The sequence below is a fragment of the Streptomyces sp. NPDC127177 genome, from assembly GCF_042672475.1.
Taxonomy (GTDB): domain Bacteria; phylum Actinomycetota; class Actinomycetes; order Streptomycetales; family Streptomycetaceae; genus Streptomyces.
Genome location: NZ_JBHXUW010000086.1, coordinates 1 through 14944 on the forward strand (window position 1 = coordinate 1; position 14944 = coordinate 14944).

15 protein-coding genes are annotated in these 14944 nt (G+C 71.6%); 5 read left to right on the forward strand and 10 right to left on the reverse strand.

What is annotated here, in order from left to right:
• Nucleotides 1–43: 43 nt before the first annotated feature.
• From ACFVJX_RS33585 to ACFVJX_RS33600, 4 genes are all read right to left on the reverse strand, one after another.
• Entirely contained in the window at nt 44–433 is a 390-nt protein-coding gene (locus tag ACFVJX_RS33585) for a hypothetical protein (RefSeq protein WP_384129976.1), read from the reverse strand.
• A 188-nt stretch (nt 434–621) separates the two neighbouring features.
• Nucleotides 622–3354 carry a hypothetical protein gene (locus tag ACFVJX_RS33590; protein ID WP_384129973.1) on the reverse strand — a complete coding sequence of 911 codons (2733 nt, stop codon included), beginning with the start codon at nt 3352–3354 and terminating at the stop codon, nt 622–624.
• A 250-nt stretch (nt 3355–3604) separates the two neighbouring features.
• The gene (locus ACFVJX_RS33595; RefSeq protein WP_384129971.1) at nt 3605–4030 is read right to left on the reverse strand and encodes a hypothetical protein; all 426 of its coding nucleotides are present in this window, start codon (nt 4028–4030) and stop codon (nt 3605–3607) included.
• Between the two features lie 167 nt (nt 4031–4197).
• Nucleotides 4198–4779, reverse strand: coding sequence for a GNAT family N-acetyltransferase (locus ACFVJX_RS33600; RefSeq protein ID WP_384129966.1), 582 nt, complete (start codon nt 4777–4779; stop codon nt 4198–4200).
• Nucleotides 4780–4928: 149 nt separating this feature from the next.
• On the opposite strand from ACFVJX_RS33600, the gene ACFVJX_RS33605 reads away from it, so the two are divergent.
• Nucleotides 4929–5408 carry a GNAT family N-acetyltransferase gene (locus ACFVJX_RS33605; protein WP_384129962.1) on the forward strand — a complete coding sequence of 160 codons (480 nt, stop codon included), beginning with the start codon at nt 4929–4931 and terminating at the stop codon, nt 5406–5408.
• 59 nt (nt 5409–5467) lie between these two features.
• Nucleotides 5468–6079 carry an NADPH-dependent FMN reductase gene (locus ACFVJX_RS33610; RefSeq protein WP_384129959.1) on the forward strand — a complete coding sequence of 204 codons (612 nt, stop codon included), beginning with the start codon at nt 5468–5470 and terminating at the stop codon, nt 6077–6079.
• Here the strand turns inward: ACFVJX_RS33610 and ACFVJX_RS33615 are convergent.
• Nucleotides 6068–6667 (reverse strand): helix-turn-helix domain-containing protein, encoded by a 600-nt coding sequence (locus ACFVJX_RS33615; RefSeq protein WP_384129956.1) that lies wholly within the window; start codon nt 6665–6667, stop codon nt 6068–6070. The genes ACFVJX_RS33610 and ACFVJX_RS33615 overlap by 12 nt on opposite strands.
• Before the next feature lie 97 nt (nt 6668–6764).
• Here ACFVJX_RS33615 and def point away from each other — a divergent pair, with 97 nt between their 5' ends.
• Complete coding sequence (def, locus tag ACFVJX_RS33620) at nt 6765–7424, forward strand: peptide deformylase (protein WP_384129953.1); 660 nt, start codon at nt 6765–6767, stop codon at nt 7422–7424.
• Nucleotides 7425–7610: 186 nt separating this feature from the next.
• Here def and ACFVJX_RS33625 read toward each other — a convergent pair whose 3' ends face one another.
• Nucleotides 7611–8189, reverse strand: a complete 579-nt coding sequence (locus ACFVJX_RS33625) for a TetR family transcriptional regulator (RefSeq protein ID WP_384129949.1) — start codon at nt 8187–8189, stop codon at nt 7611–7613.
• Complete coding sequence (locus ACFVJX_RS33630) at nt 8186–9703, reverse strand: MFS transporter (protein ID WP_384129946.1); 1518 nt, start codon at nt 9701–9703, stop codon at nt 8186–8188. The genes ACFVJX_RS33625 and ACFVJX_RS33630 overlap by 4 nt, the downstream gene beginning before the upstream one ends.
• A gap of 175 nt (nt 9704–9878) precedes the next feature.
• On the opposite strand from ACFVJX_RS33630, the gene ACFVJX_RS33635 reads away from it, so the two are divergent.
• A complete protein-coding gene (locus ACFVJX_RS33635) occupies nt 9879–10181 on the forward strand; it encodes a hypothetical protein (protein WP_384129943.1) in 303 nt (100 codons plus the stop codon).
• Between the two features lie 188 nt (nt 10182–10369).
• Here ACFVJX_RS33635 and ACFVJX_RS33640 read toward each other — a convergent pair whose 3' ends face one another.
• Complete coding sequence (locus ACFVJX_RS33640; RefSeq protein ID WP_384129940.1) at nt 10370–11758, reverse strand: DUF445 domain-containing protein; 1389 nt, start codon at nt 11756–11758, stop codon at nt 10370–10372.
• A 144-nt stretch (nt 11759–11902) separates the two neighbouring features.
• On the opposite strand from ACFVJX_RS33640, the gene ACFVJX_RS33645 reads away from it, so the two are divergent.
• Nucleotides 11903–13147, forward strand: a complete 1245-nt coding sequence (locus ACFVJX_RS33645) for an SGNH/GDSL hydrolase family protein (RefSeq protein WP_384129937.1) — start codon at nt 11903–11905, stop codon at nt 13145–13147.
• A gap of 12 nt (nt 13148–13159) precedes the next feature.
• On the opposite strand, the gene ACFVJX_RS33650 is transcribed toward ACFVJX_RS33645, so the two are convergent.
• Both ACFVJX_RS33650 and ACFVJX_RS33655 read right to left on the reverse strand, forming a co-directional pair.
• A complete protein-coding gene (locus ACFVJX_RS33650; RefSeq protein ID WP_384129935.1) occupies nt 13160–13870 on the reverse strand; it encodes a DUF1707 domain-containing protein in 711 nt (236 codons plus the stop codon).
• 39 nt (nt 13871–13909) lie between these two features.
• Nucleotides 13910–14944, reverse strand: a complete 1035-nt coding sequence (locus ACFVJX_RS33655) for an ATP-binding cassette domain-containing protein (RefSeq protein ID WP_384129932.1) — start codon at nt 14942–14944, stop codon at nt 13910–13912.

Genomic DNA, 14944 nt, shown 5'->3' on the forward strand with positions numbered 1-14944 from the left:
CCCCACCGAGCGGTGGGGGCCCCGTCCCGTGCCGGGCGAACGATCAGGACTTGACGTTCAGCGAGGTGAGTGTGATCTCCTCACTGCCCTTGACCCTGTAAGTGATGACCATGTAGCTGTGGTTCTCCGGCAGGTTGCCGCTCTTCCACTCAGTGCAGTGACCGGCGCTGAGTCCTGCCGTTGATGCCGTCCGGATCACCGTGAAGGACGAGTCCAGCAGCTTCGCCTTGACACCGTAGCCGTCGGCGTTGGTGTCGCAGGCCCTGAGCGAATCGCCGGGCCACGAGCCGTCCGGGTTGGCGTTCCACTCGGCGTGGCCGTAGCCGTACGCGGAGATCTTCGTGAGGGCTGACGCCGATGTGGAGATCCCGAGCACGAGAACGCAGCTCGCCAGTACTGTGCCGACCGCTTTGGCCTTCGGTCCGATACGCATGAAGATTGAGTCCCTCCCCAATGGGGCGAACACCTGTGCGCCGCCCCTCCCGGAGCCGATCATGCCTCAGCCCCGCCACCAAGTCGAGCAACTCAGCCGGTGGAACGGGGCGTTGGCGGCGGCCGCGACGGCCGCCGCCTGCCCGGGTGGATACCGCCCGTGAAAGTGGCTCACCGGCAGGCCACGCCTCAGTCGATGTCCATGAACTCGGGGGCGTCCGGGTCCGTCATGTCGAGACTGGGGTCCCGGGCTCCGGGCGTGTCCGGGACGTCCGCCATCTCGAGGTCCTGGGACGAGAACGGATCGTCGCCCTCGGTCACCCCGGGCCCCGGGTCGTAGTTCGGGTTCGGCGTATAACCGTGGTCAGTCCAGGCTCCCTTGATGTACTTCGGGTCGACCCCACCGGGGAACGCGACCTCCTGCTGGTCCGGGTAGGGCGAGTGGCTCCCGTAGGTGGAGTTGACGTCGATCCCGCCCGTGGGCGTCCGGATGTCGTAGACGTACTTCGCTCCCCAGCTGAAGGCCAACGGAGCCGACGTCGAGGTGGAGACGTAGATCGCGGGCTGGTTGGAGAGCACGTAGTTGTCCAGGTCCGCGTTCTCGGTGTTCTTCGGCGAGAAGCCCTCTTGGAAGATGACCGACGGGTCACGGTTGTCCGAACGGAACAGCGGCTCGTTCGTCGTGCGGTAGACCGCGTAGTCCGGGATGCCTTCCCAGTTGACATCGGGGTTGGCGGCGATGTCGCGCGGGTCCGGGCCCCGCCTCGGGTAGTCGCACTCGTCGTCCGGATTCGTCATCTCCGTGTCGGAGTCGGGGTCCTCCCCGCCCTCCTTGGAGCCGAACGCGTCTCGCGCCGCGTCCTCTGCGGCCTGGTACGTGTCGAAGCCGGGGAGGGAGAGCCCCGCCATCGCGTCGATCAGCGAGGTGATGCCCGCGTCATCGTCTCCGCCGGACGGGGGTGCGGCGAGGGGGGCGAGGCCGCCGGCAGTCGTTCGACGCGTGGCTGTGGACGCGAATGTGGCGGTGGACGCTGACGTCCGCATTGCCGTCGTCGATGCGGTGGAGAAGGACGCCGTTGTCGCCACGGGGCGCTCGGACAGCGACTGTGCGGCTGTGGAGTTCCCGCTGTCGCAGGGGTCCTCGTCGTCCTCGTCGTCGTCGTGATCGTCGTCGTCGTGATCGTCGTCGTCGTCGTTCTTGTCGTCGTCGTTCCCGCCGGTGGAGCTACCGCCGCTGCTGCCGCCGGACGTGGTGGTCGTGCCGCCGGAGCTTCCGCCGCTGCTGCCGCCGGAGGAACTTCCGCCGGAACTTCCGCCCGATGAGCTGCCGCCCGTGATGAGGCCGCCGCTGATCCCGCCCGAGCTGCCACCCGTTCCGCCGGACGATCCACCGCTGCTGCTGCCGCCGGAACTGCTGTTGCTGCCGCCGGAGGATCCGCCGCTGCTCCCTCCGGAGCTGCTGCTTCCGCCGGAGCTGCTGCTTCCTCCGGAGGAACTGGAGCTTCCTCCGGAGGAGCTTCCGCCGGAGGAACTGCTGCTCCCACCTGAGGAGCTACTCCCTCCGGAGGAGCTGGAGCTCCCGCCCGACGAGCTGCCCGAGCTGCCCGAACTACCCGAGCTGCCCGATGCGCCGCCTACGGCTCCGGAATCGTCGTCGTCATCGTCGTCGTTTCCGCCCGTGGAGCTGCCGCCGGAGGAACTGCCACCACTGGAGCCGGTGCCTCCGGAGGTCGCACCGCCCGTCGATGTCGTGCCGCCCGTGGACGACGTACCGCCGCTCGACGACGTACCGCCCACGGCCTTTCCGCCGCCGCTGCTGCTGCCGCCGCCCGAGTTGGTGCCACCCGATGCGCTACCGCCGCTTGAGCCACTGCCGCTGCTACTACCGCTGGAGCCGGACGAGCCGCCGGCCACCGCTGCCGCGTGGTCGTCGTCGTCATCGTCGTCCCCGCCGGAGGAACTGGAGCCACCGGAAGAACTCGTACCGCCGGAGGAGTTGGAACCGCCGGAGGAGTTGGAACCGCCGGAGGAGTTGGAGCCGGAGGAGGAGGAACCCGAGGAGGAGGACGAGGACGAGCCCCCGCTCGTGGAGCCTCCTCCGCTGTCGCCGCTTCCACCGCCGGCGCCACCCGAGGAGTCCGTGCCACCACTCGTACCCGTCGTGTTGTCGCCGCCGGAGGTATCGGCACCGGAGGTGTTGCCGCCCGACGAGCTTCCTCCCGTGACAACGTTGCCGCCGTCCGAGGAGCCGCCGGAGCCGCTACCGCCGTCGCCGTACGGATCGCCCTCGTCCCCCGGACCGCCCTGGCCCGTGACCACGGTGGCGCAGGAGCTGCCCGTCAGGCTGCACAACGCCGAGTGGAGGCCGTCGGAGATCCGGGGGCCGATGCCGCCCACCGCGATCGCACCGATGAGCACGACCACCACGCTGATGAGGCCGAGGTATTCGATTGCCGTCTGCCCACGGTCGCGACGCCACCTGATCAGGTGCGCCAGCGAAGGGAACGTGCGTGCAGAGGAAGGGGACGGGGAAGCAGAGTGCCGGATGCCCGCCAACCTGCCGCCGGGCAACCTCAGTTGCTGCGGAAGGTCGAACCACGCCCGGCTCTCTCGTCCTGCCATCAGGCCCAACAGTGCTGCGGGCACCAGCATTTGGCTGAAGCCACGATCCGATCCGCTGTAGAGGTTGACCAGGGAGCCGAGCAGCAACGCTCCCGGCAGGGCAATCAGTCCGACCTTCGCCCACCTGCCGCCCGTCCGGACGAGTCGGGCGAGCACCAGGGCCAACGCCCCGGGCACCAGGGCGTACAGGGCCAGCAGGAACAGGCCGGGCGTGAGGGGAGCACGGTCGCTCGCGGAGACGAGAAGGCTGATGCCGCCCAGCACGGTGAGCGCGAACAGCAGATGCAGCAGAATCCTCACCGCGGCCAGTGCGCGCGGTAGTTCCTCTCGGCCACGCGGCGCACCGGCGCCAGGCGCGACCGTCAGGATGTCTGACTCGGACACAGGGGAGCCCCCACCGCTAGGTTCCAGCGTTCAGCCGATGACGTTGTGCCACCGCTCCCCCGAACGTGAGCAGCCTAGGTACGGACCAGGCCCAGCCCCCAGGGCCCGAGGGCCCCACTCGGGGCCCATCCGGGCATGGGTACGAAGTGGGCCCCGCGGGCCCTGATCAGAGCGAGCGGACCCACTGCTCATGTGCCTCGTGCTGCGCGTCCACGCTGGTCACGGCCGTCGGCGGGGCATCGTCGAAGAGGTTCACCATGGCGTCGAGCCGGCCCGGCTTCCCGGGGCGCAGCAGATAGGCGCGGCTGCTTCCCGAGCCGCGCAGCATGCCGCTCTGTGAGACGTCCGGGCGCGCGGCGTTGATCGCCAGCAGCCAGCCCTCGCGCTCCAGTGCACGTCGTACGGAGTCCAGGGCGGCGATCAGGTCGTGCCCCCGCTCCTCGTGGCTTCCCCAGGGGCCGGCCGCCCGGACCCGGTACGGTTCCTGCTGCTCGCCCTCGTCGAGCGCCCAGGTCAGCGCGGCGACCGCGCGCTCCTCTCCGCGGACCGCCGTCACGTCGTCGCGGTGTCCGAGCACGGACGCGTCACTCATCGGTCGTCTCCTTCGCGGGCCGGTGGCCCGAGCGGGGTGGTGCGGGCGGCAGTCACGGCCACTCTGGCACGGGGCGGCACGGCGGGTACGGCGCGGGGCGGCCAGGGTGGTGGGGCGGTGAGGCGGTGAGGCGGTGGGGGCCGCGCCCGGACCGCCCGGACGTCTCGTCAGTCCTGGCGGATGCGGGTGTGGAGGTGTACGTCGTGCCAGCCGTCCGCGTGCAGCCATGCCCTGCGCCGGACCCCCTCCACCTCGAAACCGGCCTTCTCCGCCACCCGGCAGGACGCGTGGTTGGCGGTCGCGTGACCCAGATCGATGCGGTGGAACCCGCGTTCGTACAGCGCCCAACGGGTGAGGACCGTGACGGCCCGGGGGCACAGACCCCGTCCGCGTGCCGACGGGACGGTCCAGTAGGCGACTTCGGCCGCGCCGTCGTGCAGGGCGAAGGACTTCAGGGCGGCACGGCCGAGCAGCGTGTCGTCGTCCACGTCGACCAGGGCCCAGTGGGCACCCTTCTCGTCCGGCCATTCGCTCTGCCATCCCTCGATCCAGCCCCGCGCCTCGGCGACCGAATCGGCTCTGCGTACGTGCCAGCGCTGGATCGCCGGATCCCGGAACGCCTCCCTTACCGCGGCGGCGTCGGTGACCAGCCAGGGGCGCAGCAGTGCGTCGCCTGCGACGGGCAGGGTGGGCTGGCCGGTCGCGGCCAGGGAACCGGCAGGGATCGCGGGAGCAACCAGAGTCGGCATGAACGGCATTGTCACAGACGGGCGAAGGATGATGGCCACCGGCGTGACGGCGTGGGAGCCGCGGCTCGGCAAGGACCGCGGCTCGGCGAGGACCGGTAGGCGCGGATATTCGCGGGCGTGGGGCCCGGGCCGGAATGTAGGTTGCGGGGATGTCCGCCGCACTCCGCCTCGTACCGGTCACATCCGACAACGTCGAGGAGGCATGCGCGTTGAGGGTGCGCCCGGACCAGGACGGGCTCGTGAAGCCGGTCGCATGGTCACTGGCACAGGCCTACGCCACTCCCGACACCGCATGGCCCCGGCTGATCGTCGACGGCGGGCGGGCGGTGGGCTTCGTCATGGCCTTCCTCGATGTCCGCTTCCGCCCCGAGGAGCCGGCCGACCGGCCGCGCTCCGGTCTCTGGCGGCTGAACATCGCAGCCGAGCAACAGGCACGTGGATACGGGCGGTTCGCGGTGGAGGCCGTCAACGACGAGCTGCGGCGACGCGGGGGGACGCGTACCACCGTCTCGTACGTCCCCGGTCCGCACGGCCCCGAAGGGTTCTACCGCAGGCTCGGGTTCCGGACGACGGGCGAGCTGAGCGGCGACCAGGTGGTGGCCGAGCTGGAGTTGCACCCGAGCCGGTGACGGGGGCGGGGCGGCACGGGCCCGGGAATGGGCGAACGTGTCCCCCTGGTTGTCCGAGCATGTCGACGACGCCTCGCGTGATCCTTCTGCTGTCCGGGAGTCTGCGTACCGGTTCCTCCAACGAAACGGTCCTGCGCACCGCTCGGGCCGTGGCCCCGCCGGGGGTACGCGCCGTGCTCCACGAGAGCCCCGCCGCGCTCCCCCACTTCAACCCCGATGACGACGTCGAACCACTGCCGGAGCCGGTGGCCCGGCTGCGCGCGGCGATCGACGCGGCCGATGCCCTGCTGATCTGCACACCGGAGTACGCGGGCACCCTCCCGGGGGCGTTCAAGAACCTGCTGGACTGGACGGTCGGCGGGACGGAGATCTGCGACAAGCCCGCCGCCTGGATCAACGCGGCGGCCCCCGGTCGCGGCCAGGGCGCGGAGGCGACGCTGCGGTCCGTGCTCGGCTACACGGGCGCGACCGTCGTCGAGGAGGCCTGCGTGCGGGTTCCGGTGGACCGGCAGACGGTCGGTGCGGACGGGGTCATCACGGAGCCGGGCGCGCGGGCCCAACTCGCCGAGGTGCTCGGGGTGCTGGCGCGGCCGGCTCCGGAGCAGGAGGCCGCGGGCGGGCCGCCCGACGACACGTCCGACGGACCGACCGACGGAACGTCAGCCCGCTGACGGATGGGCGGGGTTGTCGGCGAGCAGGGGGAACAGCCTGGTGACCGCGGCCACCGCCACGGCTCCTGCGGGGCGCGTCGCCGGGTCCCGGTCCCGGTGACGGTAGCCGTCCAGCAAGTGACGCATGGCGGCGGCGAGTTCGGCCATCTCGGTCGGGGTGAGGTGAACCACGGCACTGAAGGACTCGTCCTGCCGCCACTCGGCCGGTGCCCGGTCGCGATGGCTCAGCCAGTGCTGGTGGCTCTCGTCCTCCAGGCCGCGTGCGAGCACGTCGAACTCCTCCGGCGCCTCCCGGGCCGGCTCCCGCTCCGGGAGGCGTGAGGACTCCCAGCGCAGACGCCACGGCCGCGCCCGGCCGCCGCTGCGGGGCACCTCCTCGATCAGTCCGTGCCGGGCGAGTTGGCGCAGGTGGAAGGAGCAGAGTCCGGAGCTGTGGCCCAGGCGCGCGGCCGCCTCCGTGGATGTGACCGTGCCGGCCTCGGCGAGCAGGTCCAGCAGGGCCACGCGAACGGGATGGTCCGGGAGCGTCCGGTGGGTCCGGGGCGGCTGCGGGTCCGTGGGTGCGGCTTGGCGCTTCTCATCGCTCATTTTGCAAAGGGTGCTACTTTGCAAAGCGTTCGGTCAAGCTGGCCGGGAGGCGTCCGCCCCGGCCGACTCCGGTGTGCGCGGAAGGCGTTGGTGCTCCATGGCTGTCGGTCTCGATGACCCCTCGCAGGACCGCCGGGTGCGTGTACTGGGTGTGCCCGTCGCGTCCTATCCCCGGTATGCGCCCGAGGCCGAACGGGGTGCGGTGCGCCGCATCACCGTCGTCGGGGAGGAGATTCTGCGTCGCCCGTGCCGGGAGGTCACCGAGTTCGGTACGCCGGAGCTCGCACGGCTGGTCGACGACATGTTCGCCACGAACCAGGTGGCGGAGGGCGCCGGTCTCGCCGCCAACCAGGTGGACGTGGACCTGCGGTTGTTCATGTGGGACATCACGGACGAGTGGGGGGTGCGCCACGTCGGGCACATCGCCAACCCCGTCCTGGACGAGGTGCCCGCCGAGCAGCGCAGCCTGGTCGAGGAGTCCGAGGGGTGCCTCTCCGTTCCCGGCCCCTACCGCATGGTTCCCCGCCTCGACCGTACGGTGGTGCGCGGCCGGGACAAGGACGGTAATCCGCTGGTGATCGAGGGCCGGGGCTACTTCGCCCGCTGCCTCCAGCACGAGACGGACCACCTGCGCGGCCGCCTCTATCTGGACCGGCTCGGCCGGCGGGATCGGAAGACGGCGCTCCAGGAGATGGCCGCGTCCAAGGACGAGACCTTCGCCAGGCGCGCAGCGACGGCCGCGAAGCTGGGTAAGTGACTTTCGCGGCGGACTTGAGGCTGGGTGAGTGACTTCGCGGTGGACGCGGCACACCGGTCCCGTTGGCGGTCCCGGTCCGGGCCCCGGGATCAGCGATCAGCGATCAGCGATCAGCGATCAGCGATCAGCGATGATCCTCCGGGGCCCCTGCCTCCCGGTGCCGGGCCCGGACCCTGCGCGGGCCGCTCAGCCGGTGATCAGCTTCTGGAGCGCGGGCGCGTAGAGGTCGGCGATGCGTTCCGGGGTGGCCCGGGCGCCGGCCCCCTCGCGGTGGAGGCCGAGGGTCGCGCCGAGGCCGAGGAGGTGTCCGGCCAGCAGTTCGGCGCGCAGCGCACGGTCCGGGCCGGGGAGCCGGGCGGTCAGGGCGTCGGTGACCTGTTCCTGGAAGCGGTCGCGCAGCAGCGAGCGTTCGTCCTGGTTGCCGAGGGAGAACACCACGCGCAGGAGCGGGTCGGACTTGAACTCGCGGCGGCTGGTCACCAGGGTGACGACCATGTGGCGGCCCAGCAGGTCGAGCGGGGCGTCGAAGAGCTCCGCCGCGGCCGGGCCGAAGTCGGCCACGGTGTTGAAGAGCTCCTCCTTGCGGCCGAAGTGCTTGACCACGAGTGCCGGGCTCACCCCCGCGTCCGCCGCGATCCGGCGGATCGTCACCTCGGCGTACGGGCGCTGGGTAAACGCCCGCCGTGCCGCGCGCAGGATCGCCTCCCGGCCGGTGCCCGCCTCCGCGGGCCCGGTGGCCGTCGCGGTGGCCTGGCCGCCGGTCATGCGCCCTCCTGGATCGGTGCGGTCCGTGCACCGCCTCCGCGGATGCCCGGGGCCCTGCGGCTTCCCCCGACCGTACCCGCCCCGGCCCGCTTCGGGCCCGGCAGGAACAGCGTGACGGTCAGTGCGGCGAGCGCCGCGCCCGCCGCGATCACGAAGACCAACTGGTACGCGTGGAGGGTCGGAGCCGTACGACCCCCTGCCTGGAACGTGATGTTGGCCAGGACCGCGGCCACCGTGGCACTGCAGAAGGCCTGCCCGATCGAGCGCATGAGGGTGTTCAGACCGTTGGCCGCACCGGTCTCGCTGACCGGGACTCCGCGCATCACGAGGGCGGGCAGGGCCGAGTAGGCGATCGCCGTCCCCGACGCCACGACCGTGGCGCCGGCGATGATCAGCCAGAGGCTGTGGCTGGTGAAGTAGCGCACGCCGTAGCCGACGGCGATGATCCCGGCCGCCAGCGCCAGACTGACCTTCGGCCCGTGCTTGGCGGATATCCGCGCCGATACGGGCGACAGCGCCACCATCGCCACACCGCCCGGCAGCAGGCACAGTCCGCTGACGACGAGCGAGGCGCCGAGCCCGTAGCCCGTGGCCTTCGGTTCCTGCACCATCTGGGCGGTGACCAGCGAGTTCGCGTAGAACGCGAAGCCGATCAGCAGGGCCGCGATGTTGGTGAGCAGTACGGCGGGGCGGGCGGAGACCCGCAGGTCGACCATGGGCGTCGCGACGCGGAGCTCGTACGCGCCCCACAGCAGCGCCACCACTACGGCGGTCACGAGCAGGCCGACCGTCCGCACCGATCCCCAGCCCCAGTCGGCCCCCTGGGTGACCGCGAGCAGCAGGCAGACGAGGGCGGCGGACAGGCCGAGCGCACCGACGGCGTCGAAGCGCCCCCGGCTGCGCAGCGGGGATTCCGGCACAAAGCGCAGGACCAGCGCGATGTCGATGAGACCGATGACGCCGGAGACCCAGAACATGGTGTGCCAGTCGAAGTTCTCCACGACGACCGCGGCGATGGGCAGGCCGACGGCCGCCCCGATCCCCAGAGTGGAGCTCATCAGCGCGACGGCGGACAGGACCCGTTCGGGCGGCAGTTCGTCGCGCAGGATGCTGATGCCCAGCGGGACTACGGCGATCGCCGCGCCCTGCAGGGCGCGGCCGGTGATCAGGACCCCGATGTGGGAGCTGATGGCGCACAGCACCGAGCCCGCCACCAGCACCGTGAGCGAGGCGACGAGCACCCGCCGCTTGCCGTACATGTCGCCGACCCGGCCCAGGACCGGGGTGAAGACCGCGCCGGTGAGGAGCGTGACGGTGACCAGCCAGCTCGCGGCGGTGGGGGTGGCACCGGTCAGCTCGGGGATGTGCGGCAGCAGCGGGACGACGATCGTCTGCATGACCGCTACCACGACACCGCAGAACGCGAGCACGCCGACGGCGAAGCGGGGGTGCGGGGCCTGGACGGCGGGGGGCGCGGGAGCGGGATCGGCTGGGACCGGTATGTCCGCTGGCATGGTTCTCCGTACGGTGCTCGGCGTCATGGGGGTGTACGTGTGTTCACCCCCAGGGTAAACGTACGTACACCCCCTCCGCGACGGGGTGTCCGGAGGCCGCGTTAGCCTCGGATCCGGTGACCGGATCCGACCAGCGGTACCGGACGACGGACGAGAACAGGTGGAGGTGGCCGCGATGGCGAAGGTTCCGGCAGCGGCGGTGGCGGCGGGCGGTCTGGTCGGCGGGTACGCCGTCGCGCGGTGGAGCGGGAAGCGGCCGCTGGGCGGGGTCGCTCTCGCTGCTGCGGGGGCTGCGGCGGCGTACGAGTGGAACCGGCAGGCGGGGCCGCGGGCTGCCGCCGGGCTGACCACGGCGTATGTCGCGGCCTTCGCCGGCTCGCATCCGTTGGCCAAGAGGATCGGTGCCTGGCCTGCGGTGTTCGCTGGGGCGGGGCTGGTGGGTGCGGCGTCCTGGGTTGTTACTCGGCGCTCGGCCTGAGCGGGGCCCTCCGGGAGGGGCGGGGTGTGGGCGCGCGGCCGAGGGTGCGGATGGGTGCGGCGGGGCGGGTGGGCCCGGGTTCGTCCGGGGTGCCGTTTGTCCTCAATCGCCGGACGGGCCTGGGTGTGCCGCCTGACGCCGAGCCGCCCGCCCCACGGGACCGGTGTGCCCCGCGGGGCGGGGTCGGGTCAGCCGCCCAGGGCTCTTGAGACCGAGTAGATCGCCAGTCCTGCGAGCGCGCCCACCACCGTGCCGTTGATGCGGATGAACTGCAGGTCGCGGCCGATGTGGGCCTCGATCTTCTTGGAGGTCTGGTCCGCGTCCCAGCCGGCCACCGTGTCGCTGATCAGTGACGTGATCTCCGCCCGGTACGTCGTCACGACGTACACCGCCGCGTCCTCCAGCCAGCCCTCCAGCTTCGCCTGGAGGCGGCCGTCCGTCGCCAGGCGGGCGCCGAGGGACATCAGGGAGGCCCGGGCGCGCAGGCGCAGTTCGCTCTGCTCGTCCTCGGCCGCCGCGATGACCATCGTGCGCACCGAGGACCAGGCCGACGCGATGACGTCCTGCACCTCGCCGCGGCCCAGCACCTCCGACTTGAGGCGCTCCACCCGGGCGCGGGTCTCCGAGTCCGTCTGGAGGTCGGCGGCGAAGTCCGTCAGGAAGGTGTCGATCGAGTCGCGCGCCGGGTGCCCCGGCATATCGCGCATCTCCGTGATGAAGCGCAGCAGTTCCTTGTAGACCCGCTCGCCCACCCGCTTGTCGACGAACCGCGGGGTCCAGCCCGGTGCGCCGCCCTGCACCGCGTCCATCACCGAGTCGCCGTGCAGCACCAGCCAGTCGTGAGCCCGGACACACACCAGGTCCACCACCTTGCGGTGGCCGCCGTCCGCGACGACCTTCTCCAGCATCTTGCCGAGGCCGGGGCCGATCTCCGCCGCATTGGCCCGCCGGGTGATGGCCTCACCGACCACGGCCTGCACGTCCGAGTCGCGCAGCACCGTCAGCGCACCGCGCAGCGCGGTCGACAGCTCGGCCGTGACCCGGTCCGCGTGGGCCGGTTCGGCGAGCCAGGCACCCAGCCGGCCGCCGATGCCGAGGGAGTGGATCCGGTCCCTCACCACACCGCCCGACAGAAAGTTCTCGCCCACGAAGGAACCGAGTGAGGCTCCAAGCTGGTCCTTCTTCGTGGGAATGATGGCGGTGTGCGGAATCGGCAGACCCAGCGGACGCTTGAAGAGCGCGGTGACGGCGAACCAGTCGGCCAGCGCGCCCACCATGCCCGCCTCGGCGGCCGCGGCGACGAAGCCCGGCCAGCCGCCCACCCCCTCGTTCTTCGCCCAGGTGGCGAGGACGTAGACGAGCGCGACCAGCAGAAGGAGGCCCGTGGCCGTGGTCTTCATACGGCGGACGCCGCGACGCTTCTCCTCGTCGGCCGCGGTGTACGCGAACGACGCCAGGGAGGCGGCGGGGCTACGAGCGCCCCTCCCGGGGCCCCCGCGCGGGCCCGCGCCCTCGTCCGCGCTGGGGTCCGTACCGGCCTCGATCTCGCCGGGTTCCGTTCCTTCGGTCCGTTCCATCCACTCCACCCGTCCGCGTACGCATCGCCCCCCGACGCCTCGTACGCATTGTCCTTACCCGACCTACTCCCGGGCCGCACGTTGAGTTCCCCGCGCCCTGCCGCATCATGGAAGCAACCCATCGACAGAGGAGACACACCGCCCATGCCCAGGCGCCAGGGGTACGCCCTGCTCATAGCCCTTGTGGCCGGCACAGCCGCGCTCGCCGCCGTCGTGGCGTTCACCGGCTCGCTGCTGTTCTCCGGGCCCCGGGCGAAGGCGTCCGCCGCATCCGGGTCGCAGGGCACCGCCCGGACGCCCGCGGCACCGGCTCACTCCTCGGGGCTCTGGCTCGCGACCTGGGCGGCCGCACCCGTACTCGGGGCCGCCGACCCCAACCACGACCAGGATCTCGTCCACCGCACCGTCCGTAACGTCGTGCACACCAGCATCGGCGGCAACGCGGCCCGCATCACCCTGTCCAACCTCTTCGGTACCCAACCTCTGCTGATCGACAACGTCACCGTGAACACCCGCCCGGTGACGTTCGGCGGCGCCCCGACCACGACCGTCGCCGCGGGCCGGGAGATCGTCAGCGACCCCGTCGTCGTCCCGGTCGCCGCCGACGCCGACCTCGTCGTCACCCTGCGCACCCCCACCGCACGCGGACCGGTCACCGTGCACCCCAACAGCCACCAGAGCTCCTACGTGGAGACCACGCGGGGCACCTGGCGCAGCACCTCCTGGCGCTACCTCACCGCCGTGGACGTGCACAGCCCGACCGCGGCCGGCACCGTCGTCGCGCTCGGCGACTCGCTCACCGCCGGTACCGGCTCCACCACGGACGCGAACACCCGCTGGCCCGACGTCCTCTCGGACCGGCTGAACGGCCGGTACGCGGTGGTGAACCAGGGCATCGGCGGCAACCGCCTCCTGCGCGACGGCATCGGGCAGCGCGCCCTGGACCGCTTCGACCGCGACGTGCTGGGCGTCACCGGTGCGAAGACCGTCGTCATCGCCCTCGGCATCAACGATGTACAGGGCTTCCCCCAGGAGAAGGACCCGCAGCGGATCACGGACGCCCTGCGCACCCTGACGGAGCGGGCCCACGCGCGCGGGCTGCGGGTCATCGGCGCGACCCTGATGCCGTACGACGGCTACCGCAGCTGGACCCGCGCCCAGAACGCCGTACGCACCCAGGTCAACCAGGCGATCCGGGCCGGCGGGATCTTCGACCAGGTCCTCGACTTCGACCGCGACATGCGCGACCCGGCCCACCCGGAGCGGCTGTACCCCGCCTACGACTCGGGCGACCACCTCCACCTGAACGACGCGGGCTACCAGCGGCTGGGCTCCCTGCTGGACCTCGCCGATCTCGTACGCGTCAGGCCGTCGTCCGACGCGCTCTGACGAGCGGGCAGGTCACCTGCCCGCGTCACCCTTGTCCCGCTCGCCCCCGTCGCCCTTCTCCAGCCGGCCCCGCGCGCGCTCCGCGTCCCGCAGCCGCTTCTTCTCCGCCTTGCTCCGCTTGCGCTCCACACCCACGCCGCCCATCAGGGCGAAGCCGGTGATCCGCACCCGCGGGGAATCCGGGGCCGGGACGCCGTCGTCCTTGCCCCGCTCCCCGAAGCCGCCCATGATGCCGATGCCCCGGACCTCGACGTTCAGGTCCGGCGGGACCGTCACCTGCATGCCACCCATGATCGCGATGCAGCGGATGACCACCTCGCGGTCCTCGAAGTTCGCCTCACGCAGATCGATCTCGCCGCCGCCCCAGAAGGCGAACGCGGTGAACTTCCGGCCGACCGTCCAGTTCCCCCGACGGCCGAACCCGCCCCAGAACGCGAAGGCACCGCCCGAGGTCGCGGGCTTGCCCACCCGCTCCGACCAGCGGGCCATCGAACCCGCCCCCGTCTGTCCCGCGGCCACCGGCGCCACCGCGGCCCCGACCCCGGGGAGGTCGCGGACGATCGGGACCAGCTCCCCGTGCGTGCGCGCCTTGTACGTGGCGTCGAGACGCTGGTCGAACTCCTCCATCTGCAGCCGACCCTCGGTCACCGCCTCACGCAGAATCTCGGCAATACGTTCGCGCTCGGCGTCGGAGGCACGCATTTCCGGAAGTTCACTAGTCATACCGCGCAGCCTATTGAACGCGTACGCTTCCGTCACCGATCACATGCCCGTGGCCGACGCGTACATCTTCGCGATCACGGCCTCGATGTCCGGCTCCCGCACCGAGAGATCCACCATCGGGTACTCCGCGGCGATCCGTGCCACCAGCGGCGCCGCCGAAGCGGACGCCGGGAACGCCAGCCACTGCCGGGGCCCCTCCACCTTCACCGTGCGCACGGACGGCTCCGACTCCAGCCGGATCGGCGGGAGTTCACGCTCCAGGTCCACCACGAGCGTCCGCTCGCTCTCCCCCACCTCATGCAGGCCGGACAGCGCCCCGTCGTACATCAGACGGCCGTGGTCGATGACCATCACCCGCTTGCACAGCTGCTCGATGTCCGTCAGATCGTGGGTGGTGAGCAACACCGTCGTACCGCGTTCCGCGTTCAAGTCCCGCAGGAAACCACGGACCTTGGCCTTGGACACCACATCGAGTCCGATCGTCGGCTCGTCGAGGTACAGCACCTCCGGATCGTGCAGCAGTGCGGCCGCGATGTCCCCGCGCATCCGCTGCCCCAACGACAGCTGCCGCACCGGGACGTCCAACAGCTTCTCCAGGTCGAGGAGTTCGATACAGCGCTCCAGGTTGGCCCGGAAGCGGGCATCGGGGACCCGGTACATGCGGTGGACCAGCCGGTAGGAGTCGCGCAGCGGCAGGTCCCACCAGAGCGTGGTGCGCTGGCCGAAGACCACACCGATCCGGTGCGCCAGCCTCATCCGCTCCCTGGATGGGTCGATACCCGCCACTCGCAGCGAACCGCCGCTCGGGGTGAGGATGCCCGTCAGCATCTTGATCGTCGTCGACTTCCCCGCCCCGTTCGGGCCGATGTAGCCGACCATCTCTCCGCGCCCCACCCGGAAGCTGATGCCGTCCACGGCCCGCACCTCGCGGCGTTCGCCGCGCATGAAACCGGTACGGCGGCGGACGTCGAAGACCTTCTCCAGACCGTCCAGTTCGATGAAGGCCTCGCCCGCCCCGGTGAAGCCGTCGTCGGCCCCGATGAAGTCGTTGCGCACGCCGGTTCCCGCGCCCAT

Bases quoted from the DNA above. Each gene is read 5' to 3' on its own strand.
- ACFVJX_RS33585 (WP_384129976.1), bottom strand. From the start codon at position 433: ATGCGTATCGGACCGAAGGCCAAAGCGGTCGGCACAGTACTGGCGAGC.
- ACFVJX_RS33595 (WP_384129971.1), bottom strand. From the start codon at position 4,030: ATGAGTGACGCGTCCGTGCTCGGACACCGCGACGACGTGACGGCGGTC.
- ACFVJX_RS33600 (WP_384129966.1), bottom strand. From the start codon at position 4,779: ATGCCGACTCTGGTTGCTCCCGCGATCCCTGCCGGTTCCCTGGCCGCG.
- ACFVJX_RS33605 (WP_384129962.1), top strand. From the start codon at position 4,929: ATGTCCGCCGCACTCCGCCTCGTACCGGTCACATCCGACAACGTCGAG.
- ACFVJX_RS33610 (WP_384129959.1), top strand. From the start codon at position 5,468: ATGTCGACGACGCCTCGCGTGATCCTTCTGCTGTCCGGGAGTCTGCGT.
- ACFVJX_RS33615 (WP_384129956.1), bottom strand. From the start codon at position 6,667: ATGAGCGATGAGAAGCGCCAAGCCGCACCCACGGACCCGCAGCCGCCC.
- def (WP_384129953.1), top strand. From the start codon at position 6,765: ATGGCTGTCGGTCTCGATGACCCCTCGCAGGACCGCCGGGTGCGTGTA.
- ACFVJX_RS33625 (WP_384129949.1), bottom strand. From the start codon at position 8,189: ATGACCGGCGGCCAGGCCACCGCGACGGCCACCGGGCCCGCGGAGGCG.
- ACFVJX_RS33630 (WP_384129946.1), bottom strand. From the start codon at position 9,703: ATGCCAGCGGACATACCGGTCCCAGCCGATCCCGCTCCCGCGCCCCCC.
- ACFVJX_RS33635 (WP_384129943.1), top strand. From the start codon at position 9,879: ATGGCGAAGGTTCCGGCAGCGGCGGTGGCGGCGGGCGGTCTGGTCGGC.
- ACFVJX_RS33640 (WP_384129940.1), bottom strand. From the start codon at position 11,758: ATGGAACGGACCGAAGGAACGGAACCCGGCGAGATCGAGGCCGGTACG.
- ACFVJX_RS33645 (WP_384129937.1), top strand. From the start codon at position 11,903: ATGCCCAGGCGCCAGGGGTACGCCCTGCTCATAGCCCTTGTGGCCGGC.
- ACFVJX_RS33650 (WP_384129935.1), bottom strand. From the start codon at position 13,870: ATGACTAGTGAACTTCCGGAAATGCGTGCCTCCGACGCCGAGCGCGAA.
- ACFVJX_RS33655 (WP_384129932.1), bottom strand. From the start codon at position 14,944: ATGGGCGCGGGAACCGGCGTGCGCAACGACTTCATCGGGGCCGACGAC.